Genomic DNA, 14,906 nt, shown 5'->3' with positions numbered 1-14,906 from the left:
CCACCGCACCTCGCGCCACGCCATCGGGCAACGACGGCCCCGGCCGTCCCACCCGCCCCGCCGCCGCACCCGCGTGCGCGCTCGGTAGAGCCGGCTTCAGCCGGCTGCACTTCGCGGCAATGTCGGCCGCCGGCCGTCAGCCCACCCACCGCTGCGCTCGCCGAGCACTGCTCGGCGCTACCCCGCGCCCCAACACACCGCAAAAAAAAACGGCCCCACATCTCTGCAGGGCCGCTACACGGGCTGAAACGGGGGAGGGACACTTTCAGCCCACGGTCACCGGCCGACGACGAGCCGCCAGCAACCGCTGGAACACTTCAACCACCTCAGGCCGCAGCCAGCTCCGCTTCCGGCAGGTTCGCCAGTGCCGCCGCGATCGCTTCTTCGCGATGCTTCGGCGAATACGCGATGCCTTCAGCACGCACGAATTCCACGTCATTGATGCCCATGAAGGCAAACACCTGACGCAGCAGCGGCTCCTGGAAGTCCGCCGGCGAATCGGTATAGATGCCGCCACGGCTGCTCACAATGATCACCCGCTTGCCACCCGCCAGCCCAACCGGGCCTGCCTCGGTGTACTTGAACGTCTTGCCGGCCACCGCAACGCGGTCGATCCAAGCCTTCAGCGTGGACGGGATGCTGAAGTTGTACATCGGCGCACCGATCACCACCACGTCAGCAGCCAGGAACTGCTCCAACACCTGCTGCGCATCGGCGGTTTCTGTCGCATCCAGCTGGGCCAGCGAGCTGCCGCGCAGGTGGGGGATCGGGTTTGCGTCCAGATCGCGGTACGCCACATCCAGGTCCGTAGCGGAATCCTTGAAACGGCCAACCACCGCCGCGGACAGCTGGCGGGAAACCGAATTGTCGCCAAGCGCGCTGGCGTCGATATGCAGAAGCTTCATGGCAGTCACCTATGTATGGGGGAGGCTTAAGCGCCGCCGACAGGGCACACGATAGGTTGTTGCCAATGTGGGATAAAGATGGTTGAATGCCACGTATTGTTCTACCTATGGAACTGCGACATGCAAGACCTCAACGATCTCTACTACTTCGCCATGGTGGTCGACCACGGCGGTTTTGCCGCAGCAGAACGTGCGCTCGGCATCCCCAAGTCGCGCCTGAGCCGCCGTATCAGCCAGCTGGAAACCGACCTCGGCGTCCGCCTGCTGCAGCGCTCCACGCGTCGCTTTGCCGTCACCGACGTCGGCACCAGCGTGCACCGCCATGCGCAGACAATGTTGGCTGAAGCCCAAGCCGCCCGCGAGGTCGTGGACCGCCTGAGCGCCGAGCCGCGTGGCCTGGTACGCGCAAGTGTGCCGGTATCGCTGGCGCAGATGCAGTTGCCCAAGCTGCTGCCGAAGTTCCTGGAGCAGTACCCCAAAGTGCGGCTGCAGTTGAACATCAGTAATCGCCGCGTAGACATCATCAATGAAGGCTACGACGTCGCCCTGCGCGTCCGTTCGCGGCTGGATGACGACGGCAGCCTGGTCATGCGCAGCTTCGGCCAGGTGCAGGAACTGCTGGTCGCCAGCCCGAAGTATCTGGATCGGGCCGGCCGCCCGAAGGATCCGGATGAGCTGATCAACCACGTAACACTGAGCATCAGTGAAGACGAGGCCCGCCAGCGATGGGAACTGCATGGACCGGAAGGCGCCGTGCGCCGCGTCGACCTGCAACCGCGCGTAGCCGGCTTCGATTTCCCGCTGCTGCAGAGCATGGTCAAAGACGGTTTCGGCATCACCATGCTGCCGGAAACGGTCTGCGCCGATGCCGTGCGCAAGGGCGAGCTGGAAGTGGTGCTGCCCGAATGGTCGCTGCCGCAGGGCATCTGCCACGCGGTGTTCGCCTCACGCCGCGGCTTGCTGCCGGCCGTGCGGGTGTTCATCGATTTCCTGGCCGAGCACCTACCGCCGCAACTGGAAGCCTCACGACTGGATTGCGGCGGCGCGTGCGAACGGGCCAAAGAGAAGATCAAGGCGACAGCCTTGGGCGCGTTGGCCGTAGACGCCGGCTGACCCAACAGGCTGACCTCTGGTAGCGCCGAGCCATGCTCGGCGTAAACCTTCACCATCCGGGCTACTGGCACGCGCCGAGCCATGGGCAAACGCCCCCGACGCATGCGAGAATACGCCTCCCCGGACAGCCTCCGGGACTGCAGCACATCGGAGAGATGGCCGAGCGGTTTAAGGCACCGGTCTTGAAAACCGGCGAAGGGTCAAACCTTCCGTGGGTTCGAATCCCACTCTCTCCGCCAAGACCTTTTGTAAGTGACTGAAAAGGCAGTGGAATACTACGCTGCCAAATCCTGTCCCATACAGTCTCCCATACTTCCGTCTCCGATCACTTCAGCGCAGAAGCGGTCGATATCCGATTTCGCCCACACCGTACGTGCGCCCAGCTTCCGCTGCTTAGGGAAGCTGCCTTGTGCCATTCGGCGATAGATCGACGCCCGACTCAATGAGGTGCGGATCATCACGACCTCGATGTCCTGGAGGTCGGCGGCCAGATCGGCCGCGGTCTTCTTGCCGCTCATCATTGCTCCTTCGCCGCGTCGATCGCGGGCGGTTTCGTTTTGCCAGTGCGGCCTTTCGCATGCGCCATGATCCTGGCCACCTCTTCTTTGTCGCCGCGCACCAGCGCGATCAGCGCCAGGCCGCGTGCTTGCCACAGCCGCACGACGCCTTTCCGTGCGCGCGTCAGGTCCACCCCGGAGCGCCGGGCCAGCTCGTGGCCCACCGCCCGGTGGTCGGGCGCTTCTTCCTTCAGCAGGTCAGCCACCTGCCACCTCCACGCGCTTGAACTCAATCACCCACACCCACGGGTTGTTGCCCCAGTCGCCGCCGGTGCTGGTCCAAAGGTCGCGGAAGGCGAACTGCTTGCCGCCACCCGACATAGTGGTCGGCAGGCCGCCCCACGGCCCCCAGCGCTCGCCATCGGCGCGGTGCTGGCCGTGCGTAGGGAAGATGGCGTGCGTCTCCCGCACCCACAGCCGGTCGCCGGGCTGGCCGAAGGGGCAGTTCACATCCACCAGCGAAGTGCCGACAACACGATTGGCCACGCTGTCGAACATAGGCTTCCGACGTAGATGCGAACCGTGCCTTGCTGCGCCAAGATCGACGGGATTCTGGTCGCGGAGCGCACGCCGCGTCTGCGTCTTCGCGCCGGCCAAAATGGCGCGCACCATGGCGCCGTTGAACAGGATGGGTCGTTCGCGGGCTGTCATGACAGAATCGGCTCCTGGCCAGGTGAGGAAGGACGGCAGTGGATAGCCGATTGCGAGACGTCTTGCGGCATGGGGCAAGCCCTTGGTTCTTGGCGCCTCTTTGTTTCGGGCTCGGAGGTGCGGTAACCATCGGCTTTATGGGCGTCCCTCAACTTGCGAGCGCTGAGGCTGCCGGTTGGGCGTCGGCGGTTGGGACCTTCGCTGCCGTGGTCGTTGCGCTCGTGCTTGCTCAAGCAGAGGGCCGACGCAGGCGACGTGATGCAGTAGATCAATCTCGCGGCATGAGTGTTTTGCTTTTGACCGGCTTGATCGATTGGCAGCACAAGATCAGGCAACTGGCGCACCACGTTAAGTTGAAGCGTCGGATGGCAATCACCGAAAGCTTCGACGTGGAGGGTGGCGATATTCTCCGGATTCCGCCCATGCTGGAAGCGCGTCTGGAGAAACTGCACGTTCTCGGTTCCGCTGCTGTGCCGCTTAGCCGAGCGGTGATGGGAGCAGCGGCCGCCAAGCGAATGGAGTGGGCTGTTCGTGACGCGGTGAAGAATTACACCGGTGACAACGTGGAAGTCATGGATGTTTTTCAAAGCACTCTGGAGAAGGCGGCTGCCGATCTCTTGGTTGCGATTAACCTCATCGGTGGAGCTTTGCAGGCTGAGGAAAGTTGAGGGGCTGCCAGCAAGCAAGCGCTTTGTCTCAACCATTCGCCTGCTCCTGTGGGAGCAGCTTCTGGTGCTGCACGTGCTCGATGACCGTCTGCCCGCTGGGCAGCAGGATGTGCGACAGGAACGCCGCCTCGAAGGTCAGCATGCCGATCTCGATGGCGGTGACCTGACCCTTCACCCAGTCGCGCAGGATTGAGTAGACCGCGATACCGCCGATCTTCATTGCCTTCGATTCGTGCTCGGCCTTGGTGGCGCGCACGCGCGGGCCGTATGGATGCTCGCGTAGCCAGGCGGCGGCGTAGCCCCGCGCGCTGGCCTTCAACTGCACCTGCCGGCCGCGGTGCTCGAACTGGATGAACAGCTCGCCCGTGTCGTAGTCCTCGCCGGTGGCAAAGCGCTGGCAGCCGAAGGCGCGCAGCATCTTCTGGATATCGTTGATGGCGTTGCTGCCGCTGGTGGCGTTCTCGTAGGGCAGGCTCACGACTGGACCGCCTGGCCGTCGATCAGGGCTAGCGCGTCGCGGAACTGGCTGCGCATGTTCTGGCCGAACGCATTCAACTCACTGCGCGAGTATGCCATTCGGGCGTGCCTTGGATCAGGTTGACGTCGACCTCCGCGGCATGCCGTTCATGCCACTGGACGTTGCGAGGCTCCGTGACAGCGATCTAGCCATCATGGCCACCGGCGACGAGTTCCGTGCTGCGGTGCTGCTGTGGTGCGCTGCCTGGAATCAGCTGCCGGCGGCGAGCCTGCCGGACAACGATCAAGCACTGGCAGCCTATGCCGGCTTCGGTCGCGATGTTCGCGGCTGGTTGGCCGTCAAGCCTGGCGCGATGCGCGGCTTCGTCGTATGCAGCGATGGGCGCTGGTATCACCCCGTGGTCGCGGAGAAGGCTGTCGAAGCGTGGGCCGAGAGAAAGGAATACCGCGCCGGCAAGGAGCATGACAACGACAGGAAGCGCCGGGAGCGCGAGTGGCGTTCCTTGGCATTCAAGGCACTGCGCGCGGTGGGTATCTCCCCCGTATGGAACATCAGAACCGGCGAGCTGAGGAAGCTGCTGGAGCGATACGAGCTACAGGTCGTGCAGGTCGATAAGCAGTGCAGCGGCGGGGAAGGCGACGACGATTCGGACGACTGTGACGGCATGGAGCGTGTCACTCCACCTGTCACACCACCTGTCACAGGGACAGGTCACGGACATGTCACGGCTAAGACAGGGACAGGGACAGGGACAGGGACAGATATATCTACTCCAGATAGATCTCAGCAAGCACCAGAGATCTCTGAGGGCGCGACCTTGGCGGGGCAGGCGTGCTTGCTCATGCGCCGAGCTGGTTGCCACACGACGAACCCGAGCCATCCGGACCTGCTGGCCGCTCTCGGCGAGGGCGTCACGCCGCAGGCCTTGGGCGACACCGTCACTGAGGGCCTGAGCCGCGCACCACCGGTGGCGAAGCCCTTCGCCTGGGCGATCACCACCGCCCGGGCCCGCCACGCCGAAGGCCCCAAGCAACCACCGCAGAACACCGGAACCCACCATGGAACACGTCGCCTCGCTCCTGCCGACCAAGTTGAGCAGTTCATCCGCGCCCGAGAGCAGGGCGGAAACGTCATCGACGCCACGTCTGCAATCGCAGCACGTCATGGATCAGCTCTGGAAGCACATGGCTCAGATCTACGGACACAAGTGGACGAGTGGGTATACGGCGGATCCGGCGGGGGCAGCGGCGAAGACGTGGTCGAAGGGTCTTTCCGGGTTGTCGGGACGGCAAATGGCTGACGGCCTCGCCGCCTGCATTGCCACTGCGGATCCGTGGCCGCCGACGCTGCCGCAGTTCCGGATGATGTGCCTGGGCATTCCTCCATTCGACGCGGTGCGCGCCGATGCTGGCCAGCAGGACGGCTTCACCCGGCTGGTGTGGCACTACCTGGACGGACACCGCTACCGGCTGGCCAGTGCCGACAAGGCCGACAAGCTGCTGCAGGCCGCCTACAACCGGGCGAAGGAGTTTGTGATGCGCGGCGGTGACCTGCCGCCGGCGCCGGTGGCTGAGATCGAGCACGAGGTGCGGCATCCGGTTCCGGCGACCCGCGACCAAGTTGCCCGCCACATGGACGACATCGCGGACTTGCTGGGAGTTGCGGATCCGGCGCCGGAAGTGCAGGCCGCTCCGGTTAGCGAGCCCGATGAGGTCCGACATGCAGCCTGAGGTCAGCAAGGAGCTGCTGCTGCGCGCGCGCCAAACAGGCCGCTACATGCGCGAGGCGCACAAGCCGCGCAGCTCGGTGCCGCTGTACGAGATGGGCACCGCCGGACATCTGCAGCGCAAGGAATGGGAAGCCGGCTGGGACCAGCGGGACTACGAAATGAAACTGGGAGTGGCGGCATGAGCGACCTTACCCATACGGACCTCGTCAAGATCGCCGGTCGCTGGCTACGCAATACCGCGGGTTGCCCGGTGGTGTTGGAAGAGCTGTGCGCAGCGACGGCCAACGGTGAAAACCCGGATGCCATTGGCTGGTACACCGGGCGTTCGATGCTCATCGAATGCAAGGTCAGTCGCTCGGACTTCCTCGCTGATCGGAAGAAGCCGTTCCGCGCGGAACCTTCCAAAGGCCTTGGCCTGTACCGGTACTACATGGCCCCGAGGGGTTTGCTCCGTGCGGCCGAGATACCCACCGGCTGGGGCCTTCTGGAGGTTTCAGGGAGGCGCGTGTTCCTGACCTCCGGCCACGAGCCGAAGACCTGGCACCAAGGTCACAACCCATGGGCATTCGAGCGCCGTTTCCACGAAGGCGAGATGCAGATGTTGTTGTCGGCCATGGCCCGCATCAAGGTGCGCGTTGGTGCGGCGGAGTTCCATTCCGTGCTTCACCAGCGGCTTATGCAGCCAGCGCCGCAACCGAGCACTCGCGCGGCGGAGACCGCTGCGGCGTTGGCGGCCGTCGCTGCGGAGAAAGCAGCATGAGCGGAATCCAGCCCTCCGACTGGCAGGACCGCGGCGAGGGGATGATGACGACCAAGCAGCAGCGCATGCTCAACGCCATCTGCGGTGATCTTGCCGCCGGCCTGTCCTGGCACGGCCAGCGTCTTACGAAGGACGACTGGCGGCACATGGTGGCCGGCACGATGCTGGGCTGGCGCCTAATACCCGCGATCGACCGGGGGCAGGGCGCACCTGGCCACATCATGCTGGGCGGATCCAGCATGAAGCTGACGAAGTCGCTGGCCTGCGATGCCATCACCGTGCTGGTGCACATCGGCGACCACCCAGACGAGCAGGGCATGCACGCGCGGCCGGTGCGCTGGTCGGACACGGTGCTCCTTGGACTGGGGCACAACCCGCGCGATTTCGCGGAGGCCGCATGAGTGACGAGCTAGGGGCCATTTCCAACAGCTTGAACTGCAGCGGCCTTCTTGCCTGCAACTTGAGCCGGAAGAGTGAAGGTGTAGGTAAGGAACAGTTCTGTGAAGCTAGCGAGCTGTGCGATCTCCTCTCGCGTGAGTTCTTCGTCGTCGTGGGCGCCATGATTCCCATCCAATCGAATCATATGCGCCCAGTCTTTGAGGTCCTGAGTCAGTTTCCCCGCCTTATGAAGTGCATCGATTCGCGGCGCGAGATTTTTACCAGCAAGGCCTGCATCAAGCTCCTTCGTCGCCAGATCGAGGGCCTTTCGGTACATCGCCGCTGCAGCATCAGATTGGCGCCTGGCGGCGTTGTCTTCGCCTTGGAGGAAAGCCCGCTTTACTGCGTTCGAGACGTGTTCTGGTGCGTATGCACGCTCCTGCTGCGGGTAAACATGCTGGATCCGGGCGTGGTTTACCCGAGATACGTCATCCAAGTTCCCCGCCGACTGCTCAATCCAGTGGTACATGCCGCTGTCAGATTTAAGGAGAGCGCACACCAAATTAAGGCAGCTATTGCAACGAAAAACGACCGTTGGATCACTCCTGCGCGGAACAGATGTCGCGACGTAGGTCATTCCGACATTTTCCGTTCGGCAGTGAGGGCAATTCGCAACGTGGGTAACAGCCATGTCTGATATTCCTTTCCAGTCCAAGAAAATTGAGGGCGAGCTTGATTACCTCGACGCTACAACCGCAACGCGTCTCTTTGAGCATTATGATGGCTGCTCAGCCGACGGCAAATTTGATTTCGTCGCGGCTTTGATTGCGGCGCTGTTGGTTTCTCGCGCCCGCTGCAGGGGTGACGCCGGTGCATAGCAACTACCGCGACCGCGCGTTACTGGACGCTGTCTACCAAGTCGAGTGCAGCCTGCAGATCGAAAACTGCTGCGACGGCGGCTTCGGCGAGCCCGCGCACAGCAACCAGAGCCGGCACGGGTAGGGCGGCGGACTCAAGGCCCACGACTGTTTTGTCGCCAGCGGTTGCCGGAGCTGCCACCGCGAGCTGGACCAAGGGAGGCGCTTCACCCGCGAGGAGAAGGCTGAGATCTGGCTACGCGGGCACGAGCGCACGATGCTGGCCCTGTGGCAGATGGGCGCGATCCAGGTGGCCGCATGAGCATCCGCATCGTGGTCTACGGGTCGCCGGCGCCGCAGGGCAGCAAGTCGTTCAAGGGGCTGGCCAAGGATGGCCGGGCGATCCTGGCCGAGTCGTCGAAGAAGGTCAGGCCGTGGAGACAGGACGTCAAAGCTGCGGCGTAGCAGGTGCGTGCGCAGCTGGGCCTCGCGCTGCTGGATGAGCCCCTGCGCGTGCGGATGACCTTCACCCTGCCCAAGCCAACCAGCGCCCCGAAGCGCCGCGTAACGCTGCCCAGCAAGCTGCCCGACCTGTCGAAGCTGGTGCGTTCCACGGAGGACGCCATCACCGACGCGGGCTTGTGGCGCGATGACGCGAGGGTGGTCGAGTGCACAGCCTCGAAGCGTTACCCAGGCGAGGGCGCGCACGCTCTCGATGCGCCGGGTTGCGTAATCGAGATCGAGCGGCTGCTGCCATGACCACGCGGCGCTACAGCGAGGAGATCGGAGGGCCCCGGCACTCAGTTCGCCTGGGCCTGCTGATCGCCTGCCGGGTTGCTGACAAGTACCGGCGCCGCCTCCCCACCTTCCAGGAGCTGATGGACGACTTCGGCATGCATCGAGCAACCGCATATCGCTGGCGCGCCACCCTTGCAGAAGCGCGCGGCATTTCTACCAACAGTAGTACCCCAGGAGAGAACACCCATGGTTGACCGCCGCGAGATGCTGGCCCGCCTGAACCCGCAGACCGTGCGCTTTGACGTGGGGCAGGGGGGAGGCGCGCCCAGCCTGACGACGTCCGATATCGCTGCCGCGCTCGGCATGGTCCCGGCCGGCTTGGGCCGCGAGGTGATGGAAGCGGTGTACCTGCCCGATGGCGCCTTGCGGCACCGGCCCAAGCTCGCTGAGGCGGTGCTGGCCATCGTCCGGCCTGAGTTCACCCGCCGCGCGCGAGCGCTGGCCGATGCGGAGGCCGACCTGGAGTTCGTGCAGGCCATCGTGTCGCTGGGGCGGCGCGGGATGTCGGATGCGCAGCGCCGCGCCCTAGAGCAGCGCAAGGTTGCCGTTGACCAGGCGCGCGCCGCCGCTTGGCTGCGCAACACCTACCAGCACCTCAGCCGAATGGTCGATGCCGTCGTGCAGGAGCTGGCCAGCGGCAACCACTGCGGTAACTGTCGCGGCACCGGGCTGGTCAGCGAGAAAGGGTGCCCCGAGTGCAGGTGCACCGGCATTGAGCCTCTTCCGGACCGACGTCGAGCTCTGGCGATGGGGTGTGATCCCTCGGCGTACCCGAAGCGTTGGAGGCCGGTGTTCGAGTGGTTACTGGCCGAGCTGCATCAGGCGGGCGAGGTGTCAGCGCGCAAGTTTTCCCGCGCACTGAGCAGCTCGGATTACGTGCCCGAGGCACGCGCAGCATAGGTCCGGAAAACGTGGTGTTGCCGGGTCCATGCTTTGGCCTGCAGAATCCACAACATCGCGAGACTTGGCCGCCGGCCAAACTTACCAGCCCCGCCATCGAGCGGGGCTTTTTCGTTCATGGGGTGCGTTGCCAGATGGGCGCTGGGCCAGTCTGCAGATCCGCCGTCTTCGACCCTCGTGCTTCAAGTCCAAGGCACGCCTCCAAATGCAACTCACTCTCTATCTTCTCAATGAAGTCGCACTGAGCAGCGAGCAGCCTCTCATGGCGGCGCGCGAGCCGGTTGAGGGGCCACACCGCCTCAGCAGGCATTAGCTCGGCACCCGTTGCCCAGGCGCGGATGGTTTGCTTCGAAATGCCAAGCAGGCTGGCCATTCCCGATTCCCAATCAGGGCCGCAGAGAATGCGGCCAACGCTGATCAGGTGTTGCTGGCGAGGGTAGGGGGCGAGTGACGCTTGTGTACTCATGGAAGTGATCTCCGCGATGGAGATGCCACTACAACAGTTCTGCGGGAACCGTCAACGGACGCGTCCCGAACACTTAGCGCGGGCCTGGCCGAGTGGCTCAGGCATCAGCCTTCCAAGCTGACCACATGGGTTCGAATCCCATGGCCCGCTCCAGCTACGCCCGCATCCCCACACCGGATCAACCCTCGTGCCCAGCCGGGAGCGGGGCGGGCACCCATACCCCGAGCGAGGTTCTGCCCCAGCGCGGTGATCGCTCACCGTACAGGGCGGCAACGAAGCGTTGTGGACTTCGTTCACAGCCGGCGGTGGCGTGGACATCACCAACGAGACGGACGGCCCGGACATCGCCAACTCGGCGTGGTCAGGTTCGATCACGTTGAACGACAGCGCCAACGGTGCGCTGGACCGCTCCTACCGCGCCGAAATCGTGGCCTATGGCGAGCAGTCTGTGACCCACAGTTCCGGGTCTTTCGACAGTCAGGCAATCACGCAGAACCTTTCCATTGTTTCCATCGAGCAGTAACCCTGCCTGGCCGCCAGCGCATGCGCGGCCCATCCTTTTCAAGAGGCGGAACACCATGAATTTTGAGACCGTATTGAACCTCCGTACCGAAAGCGCTTCCCAGCGCGGCGTGGTCATCCTGCAGTTCGTCCCGCAACAGGCCATTGGCACTCAGCAGCTCACGCTCTCCACTGCACCCGCGACCGCCGCAGCCATGGAGGTCGGCGCCCGCTATAACTGGACCGCCGTGAAGGTGGAGGCGGGCGAGGCCGGCGCCGGTGAGGCGTCCGCAGCCATGAGCTTCGCAGCCAGCCTCAATCAGCGCACCGAGTCCGCAAACCAGCCTGGCGTGGCCACGCTGCAGTTCCAGCCGGAGGCCAGCATCGGTGCGGCCCAGCTGACCATGACGGTGCCGCTGGCCATGTCTTCGCCGCTCGAGGTCGGCTCTACCTACCGCTTTGAGGCGGTCAAGGTCGAAGAACCGACGGAAGGCACTCTGTAAACGACGGACGCAAACTTCTCAGAAGTCTCCTGTCCAGACAGCTTGCCCCCGAGCCGCTCCGCGATCCGGCGGCTCGCCTGATTGGCAACGGCCACAGGATAGCGGTAGGCGGCGGGACAGAACCGCACGTTCGACCAACCAATCAGCGCTTTCACTGCCTCGCCTCCGTAGCCATGCCCGTGCTCTTGCTCGCTGACCCAGATGCCTAGTTCGGGCTCGCTTATATCCCGCCTGTGCAGGGTTGCGACTCCGACGAACTGATCCGTTTGGAGGCGGCGCACGACGAACGTGAACTCCGACGCATCCTCCATTGAGCGGACCCACTGTTGCCAGATACCCTCGAACTCGTCCCGCGTTGGCGGTTCGAAAGACATGTAGCGTGTCAGAGTCGGCGTCAGCGCACCAAATACCTCGTCCGCGTCGGCTGGAGAGAACGGGTTGAGTGAGAGGCGCGCGGTTCGTATTGCATCTGAGAATTTGGCGTCTGGGTGCATCCGGATCTTTCGCCCCACGAAGAGGTATGAGCGTAGCATTCCGGTGTTCCGCTCAGGCCACCGGCTCAAGTAACTGTTCCACGTTGTTGCGGGGCGAGTTCACAGCACGGCTGACGCGGTAGGTCTCCATGGCTGGAGGCTCGCTGGCCAGCAGCATCCCCATGGCGTCGTCGGGCTCGGCGGCCATCCAGTCGTCCACCTGCCCGGGCTGCAGCCACACCGGCATGCGGTCGTGGATATCAGCCGATACGCCGCTGCTGTCGCCGGTGATGATGGTGAAGGTGCCGAGGTTGCCCTCGGCCAGCAGTGGGCTGTTGTCTTCCCACAGGCCGGCCGCCAGCAGGGGCCCGGCCGCGTGGATGAACCACGGATCCTTCTTCCCGTCCTCGGGGCTAACCGATCATTCGTAGTAGCCGGCAATCGGCACCACGCAGCGGCGTTTCTTGAAGGCCGTGCGGAACGCTGGCTTCGTGGCCACGGTTTCGATCCGCGCGTTGATCGTCGATCCCTGCAGGCCCTTGGCCTTTGCCCAGAATGGCAGGAGGCCCCACGCCAGGCGGGTGACCTGCCGCCCTGCGCCGCGGTCGAGGATGACCGACGCGCGATGGGTCTGCGCCAGGTTGTAGCTGGGCGGCAGCTCGACCAAGTCCTGCGCCAGATCGGGCAGGCCGAGCTGGTCAGGCTTGAAGATCGGGGTTTGGACGAATCGGCCGCACATAGCTCTAGCCTAAGCCTGACCGTGTGAGGGCGCTTGCATCGGCGTTGTGGTCTGGCAGGCAGTCACATCGTGGGCCGGCGGACCAAATGATGCTGGCAGGGTCATGAGGAATGCTGAAAGCAAGAGGTTGGCGCGCGTGGTGCGGAATTTGAGCTTCAGTTGCAAGGCGAACATCGGCGGGTGTGTCCTTCTGGTGGTTTGACGATGCAAGTTATTCATTTCCGCAGCGCCGTAAATACCCGCTTTTGACGCGTGTTCAGTTGCCGATGACCTTCCATGAACTCGCGTGATCTTCCGTGTTTTTTGGTGTGATAGCGTGACGTCGAATGGGGAAGGAGCATTCATAAAAATGTTGCCGATCACACGCTGTCACGCCACATGCGCGCGTGAAACTGCGCTGAACTGACAGGACTGTCGTAGCCCGTGAGACTGAGCCTGCCTACCCGTGCCCAACGTGTGACCCATTTCGTTTGTCTTTGCACGCCGACTGGCGAAGGTCGGCTTTCGGTCCAGTTGCGCAACAACTATCACCTGCATCGTTACCCTGGCTCTGGTCCGAGCCATCGTCGGAACTGCCGCTTCTACTCACCGGATGCCACCAGTTCGGGGTTGCAGGCTTACAGCCTCAAGGCGGTCAAGGAACTTGAGGATGGGGGGCTGAATGTCCGGTTGGACCTTCCACTGCGTCAGCCGCGTCAAGCCAAGACAGAGGCCAAGCCAGCACCGCCGCGCGTTGCGGGACCGGGCGTGAAACGCGACGCGATGTCGCTGCTGGGACTCTTGCATCTGCTCTGGACCGAAAGCGGTCTGATCCAGTGGTACCCGGCAATGGATGGAAAGCGTGGCGAATGGCTTGTCGCCCGTTTGATGGCCGAGCAAGCGCAACGGATCAGTACTGCAAGAATGACCTTAAACGACGTGCTGTTGGTGCCCGCCGCTGATGGTTCCAAGGAAAAGGAAAGGAACCTCCAGGTCGTGGCGACTGCCCGGCAGCACAAGCGCAACGTGGTGGCCATTGCGCCGCTGGCAAGATACAACCCGGATCGTGATGCAGTGCTCGAACGACTGCCCCTGCGCAGCGCCGCCGGCATGCCAGCTATGTACTTGGCCGATATGGCGAGGACGGCGGTAACCGAGAGCTTCGTAGCCGAGTTGAATGCCTGGGAGGCGGGGGCTCAGATCTATGCCATCTTGCATGTGAGCGTTCGGGCCGGAACCAAGCCCTATGCGGACGTGAACAAGGTCGCGCTGATGCGGGTCAGTGAACGCCTGATTCCTCTGGATTCCGGCCATGAGGCGACAGTGGAACAGTTGCTCTACGACAACCAACGCAGCTTCTACAAGCCGCTTCGTTTTGACTCGGCGCTTGATGCGGTTTTCCCGGATTTTTGGCTGCTGGACATGTTTCGCGATTACCCGATGGAAGTGTTCGGCATGAACACGCCGGAGTATCTGGCGCGAAAGGTGATCAAAGTTGCTCACTACAATGCGAGCTACCCATCTGGTTGGTGGCAATGGGATGCCTATGCGACTGCTACGATTCCGCCCCTTCCTGTGTCGGCTGAGTCTGCTTAGGTCAGTCGTCCACTGCGGATACGCCGCCAAGGGACTTGGCTCGGCTGCGTGGTCAACTAATGCCTCGCCTGCGTCATTGCGCACCAATAGTATGATAGCCTTTGCGCTGCTGATGACGATACAGGACGCCGAATCATGGGAACCGTGCGTAAGACCATCACTGTGACCGACAAGCAGGACGGCTGGATCAAGGCTCAGATCGATGGCGGTCACTACACCAACGACAGCGAATACATCCGCGACCTGATCCGCCGTGAGCAGGAGCGTAGCGCCGAAGTGGAGGCGATCCGTTCGGCGCTGATGGTCGGTGAGTCCAGCGGCGAACCGCGCCCCTTCGACGCTGACGCCTTCAAGCAGCGGATGTCGGCCAAGCATGGTTGAGTATCGCCTTGCACCGGCCGCCGAGCGTGACCTGGAGGTGATCTGGGCCTATACCGTTCAACAGTGGAGCGTGGAGCAAGCGCATCGCTACATCGACATTCTGACCGCCGCTTTTGCTGCTTTGGCGCAGTCGCCCAAGACCGCCCAAGCTTGTGACCACATCCGGCCGGGTTACCGTTGCAGCCGCGTTGAGCGGCACATGGTCTACTTTCGCATCACCGAGTATGGGATCGCGATCATTCGTGTCTTGCATGATCGGATGGATGCGCTGCGTTACCTGTGAGGTTCCCCAATTCCCCCCGTTTCTAGCGGTCGCCTAAAGTGCAGCTATGCTGTTGACGCCGGCCTTCTTGAGTACGGCGATGATCTGGCTGTCGGTGAATCGTGACGTTTCATGGGATCTCCTCGGGTTAGGTTACGAGAAGATTCCACTTATGGCTTCTGCTTACCTGCGGGGGAATCACCCCGGCAGCA

Annotated in this window: 23 protein-coding genes, 2 tRNA genes and 1 pseudogene; 19 read left to right on the top strand and 7 right to left on the bottom strand. The window is 63.4% G+C overall.

Going from position 1 to position 14,906, the window contains the following annotated elements; genetic code table 11:
* Positions 1–326 precede the first annotated feature (326 nt).
* Complete coding sequence (locus tag IFT65_RS02660; RefSeq protein WP_192079930.1) at positions 327–905, bottom strand: NAD(P)H-dependent oxidoreductase; 579 nt, start codon at positions 903–905, stop codon at positions 327–329.
* Between the two features lie 120 nt (positions 906–1,025).
* On the opposite strand from IFT65_RS02660, the gene IFT65_RS02655 reads away from it, so the two are divergent.
* Both IFT65_RS02655 and IFT65_RS02650 read left to right on the top strand, forming a co-directional pair.
* On the top strand, positions 1,026–2,018 hold the full coding sequence (locus IFT65_RS02655) for a LysR substrate-binding domain-containing protein (RefSeq protein ID WP_188326970.1): 993 nt from the start codon (positions 1,026–1,028) through the stop codon (positions 2,016–2,018).
* Between the two features lie 149 nt (positions 2,019–2,167).
* Positions 2,168–2,257, top strand: a tRNA-Ser gene (locus IFT65_RS02650).
* Between the two features lie 36 nt (positions 2,258–2,293).
* On the opposite strand, the gene IFT65_RS02645 is transcribed toward IFT65_RS02650, so the two are convergent.
* The 3 genes from IFT65_RS02645 to IFT65_RS02635 are packed head-to-tail and all read right to left on the bottom strand — an operon-like array spanning position 2,294 to position 3,226.
* Complete coding sequence (locus IFT65_RS02645) at positions 2,294–2,536, bottom strand: AlpA family phage regulatory protein (protein ID WP_101099120.1); 243 nt, start codon at positions 2,534–2,536, stop codon at positions 2,294–2,296.
* Positions 2,536–2,781 carry a hypothetical protein gene (locus tag IFT65_RS02640; RefSeq protein ID WP_249405000.1) on the bottom strand — a complete coding sequence of 82 codons (246 nt, stop codon included), beginning with the start codon at positions 2,779–2,781 and terminating at the stop codon, positions 2,536–2,538. The genes IFT65_RS02645 and IFT65_RS02640 overlap by 1 nt, the downstream gene beginning before the upstream one ends.
* Positions 2,774–3,226 carry a hypothetical protein gene (locus tag IFT65_RS02635; protein ID WP_192079928.1) on the bottom strand — a complete coding sequence of 151 codons (453 nt, stop codon included), beginning with the start codon at positions 3,224–3,226 and terminating at the stop codon, positions 2,774–2,776. The genes IFT65_RS02640 and IFT65_RS02635 overlap by 8 nt, the downstream gene beginning before the upstream one ends.
* Positions 3,227–3,507: 281 nt before the next feature.
* Between IFT65_RS02635 and IFT65_RS02630 the strand changes: the two genes are divergently transcribed.
* The gene (locus tag IFT65_RS02630) at positions 3,508–3,894 is read left to right on the top strand and encodes a hypothetical protein (RefSeq protein WP_192079926.1); all 387 of its coding nucleotides are present in this window, start codon (positions 3,508–3,510) and stop codon (positions 3,892–3,894) included.
* A gap of 28 nt (positions 3,895–3,922) precedes the next feature.
* On the opposite strand, the gene IFT65_RS02625 is transcribed toward IFT65_RS02630, so the two are convergent.
* On the bottom strand, positions 3,923–4,372 hold the full coding sequence (locus IFT65_RS02625) for a hypothetical protein (protein ID WP_192079925.1): 450 nt from the start codon (positions 4,370–4,372) through the stop codon (positions 3,923–3,925).
* A gap of 109 nt (positions 4,373–4,481) precedes the next feature.
* On the opposite strand from IFT65_RS02625, the gene IFT65_RS18635 reads away from it, so the two are divergent.
* From IFT65_RS18635 to IFT65_RS02600, 5 genes are read left to right on the top strand one after another with little or no spacing between them, the layout of a single operon-like run.
* On the top strand, positions 4,482–5,672 hold the full coding sequence (locus IFT65_RS18635; protein ID WP_249404999.1) for a DUF1376 domain-containing protein: 1,191 nt from the start codon (positions 4,482–4,484) through the stop codon (positions 5,670–5,672).
* Positions 5,665–6,102 (top strand): hypothetical protein, encoded by a 438-nt coding sequence (locus tag IFT65_RS02615; protein ID WP_249404998.1) that lies wholly within the window; start codon positions 5,665–5,667, stop codon positions 6,100–6,102. Before IFT65_RS18635 ends, IFT65_RS02615 begins: the two co-directional genes overlap by 8 nt.
* Entirely contained in the window at positions 6,092–6,283 is a 192-nt protein-coding gene (locus tag IFT65_RS02610) for a hypothetical protein (protein ID WP_192079921.1), read from the top strand. Before IFT65_RS02615 ends, IFT65_RS02610 begins: the two co-directional genes overlap by 11 nt.
* Entirely contained in the window at positions 6,280–6,861 is a 582-nt protein-coding gene (locus IFT65_RS02605) for a hypothetical protein (RefSeq protein WP_192079919.1), read from the top strand. Before IFT65_RS02610 ends, IFT65_RS02605 begins: the two co-directional genes overlap by 4 nt.
* Complete coding sequence (locus tag IFT65_RS02600; protein ID WP_192079917.1) at positions 6,858–7,262, top strand: recombination protein NinB; 405 nt, start codon at positions 6,858–6,860, stop codon at positions 7,260–7,262. The genes IFT65_RS02605 and IFT65_RS02600 overlap by 4 nt, the downstream gene beginning before the upstream one ends.
* An 8-nt stretch (positions 7,263–7,270) precedes the next feature.
* Here the strand turns inward: IFT65_RS02600 and IFT65_RS02595 are convergent, their stop codons facing one another.
* Complete coding sequence (locus tag IFT65_RS02595) at positions 7,271–7,930, bottom strand: DUF4145 domain-containing protein (protein ID WP_192079915.1); 660 nt, start codon at positions 7,928–7,930, stop codon at positions 7,271–7,273.
* On the opposite strand from IFT65_RS02595, the gene IFT65_RS02590 reads away from it, so the two are divergent.
* The 8 genes from IFT65_RS02590 to IFT65_RS02560 all read left to right on the top strand — a co-directional run bounded on the left by IFT65_RS02590 (position 7,929) and on the right by IFT65_RS02560 (position 11,264).
* Positions 7,929–8,117 (top strand): hypothetical protein, encoded by a 189-nt coding sequence (locus IFT65_RS02590; RefSeq protein ID WP_192079913.1) that lies wholly within the window; start codon positions 7,929–7,931, stop codon positions 8,115–8,117. The two genes, IFT65_RS02595 and IFT65_RS02590, sit on opposite strands and share 2 nt — an antisense overlap.
* 297 nt (positions 8,118–8,414) lie before the next feature.
* On the top strand, positions 8,415–8,561 hold the full coding sequence (locus IFT65_RS18470) for a hypothetical protein (protein WP_197973954.1): 147 nt from the start codon (positions 8,415–8,417) through the stop codon (positions 8,559–8,561).
* Between the two features lie 3 nt (positions 8,562–8,564).
* Entirely contained in the window at positions 8,565–8,855 is a 291-nt protein-coding gene (locus tag IFT65_RS02585) for a RusA family crossover junction endodeoxyribonuclease (RefSeq protein ID WP_197973953.1), read from the top strand.
* Positions 8,852–9,088 carry a hypothetical protein gene (locus IFT65_RS02580; protein WP_192079911.1) on the top strand — a complete coding sequence of 79 codons (237 nt, stop codon included), beginning with the start codon at positions 8,852–8,854 and terminating at the stop codon, positions 9,086–9,088. The genes IFT65_RS02585 and IFT65_RS02580 overlap by 4 nt, the downstream gene beginning before the upstream one ends.
* Positions 9,081–9,794: a hypothetical protein gene (locus IFT65_RS02575; RefSeq protein WP_192079909.1), complete on the top strand. Its 714-nt coding sequence runs from the start codon at positions 9,081–9,083 to the stop codon at positions 9,792–9,794. Before IFT65_RS02580 ends, IFT65_RS02575 begins: the two co-directional genes overlap by 8 nt.
* Before the next feature lie 544 nt (positions 9,795–10,338).
* Positions 10,339–10,413 (top strand) — tRNA-Gly (locus IFT65_RS02570).
* Positions 10,414–10,570: 157 nt separating this feature from the next.
* Entirely contained in the window at positions 10,571–10,783 is a 213-nt protein-coding gene (locus tag IFT65_RS02565) for a hypothetical protein (protein WP_192079907.1), read from the top strand.
* A 55-nt stretch (positions 10,784–10,838) separates the two neighbouring features.
* Positions 10,839–11,264, top strand: a complete 426-nt coding sequence (locus IFT65_RS02560; protein WP_192079905.1) for a hypothetical protein — start codon at positions 10,839–10,841, stop codon at positions 11,262–11,264.
* A 546-nt stretch (positions 11,265–11,810) separates the two neighbouring features.
* Here the strand turns inward: IFT65_RS02560 and IFT65_RS02550 are convergent.
* Positions 11,811–12,476, bottom strand: a pseudogene (locus IFT65_RS02550) (SOS response-associated peptidase).
* 423 nt (positions 12,477–12,899) lie between these two features.
* Here IFT65_RS02550 and IFT65_RS02545 point away from each other — a divergent pair.
* The 3 genes from IFT65_RS02545 (at position 12,900) to IFT65_RS02535 (ending at position 14,715) form a co-directional block, all read left to right on the top strand.
* Positions 12,900–14,051 (top strand): DUF1173 family protein, encoded by a 1,152-nt coding sequence (locus IFT65_RS02545; protein WP_342365832.1) that lies wholly within the window; start codon positions 12,900–12,902, stop codon positions 14,049–14,051.
* A gap of 135 nt (positions 14,052–14,186) precedes the next feature.
* Positions 14,187–14,432 carry a type II toxin-antitoxin system ParD family antitoxin gene (locus IFT65_RS02540; RefSeq protein WP_192079899.1) on the top strand — a complete coding sequence of 82 codons (246 nt, stop codon included), beginning with the start codon at positions 14,187–14,189 and terminating at the stop codon, positions 14,430–14,432.
* A complete protein-coding gene (locus tag IFT65_RS02535; RefSeq protein WP_192079897.1) occupies positions 14,425–14,715 on the top strand; it encodes a type II toxin-antitoxin system RelE/ParE family toxin in 291 nt (96 codons plus the stop codon). Before IFT65_RS02540 ends, IFT65_RS02535 begins: the two co-directional genes overlap by 8 nt.
* Positions 14,716–14,906: the final 191 nt, after the last annotated feature.

Origin of the sequence: Stenotrophomonas sp. CFBP 13725 (assembly GCF_014841935.1) — a bacterium.
Lineage (GTDB): Bacteria > Pseudomonadota > Gammaproteobacteria > Xanthomonadales > Xanthomonadaceae > Stenotrophomonas.
This window is presented reverse-complemented; position numbering and strand designations above follow the sequence as displayed.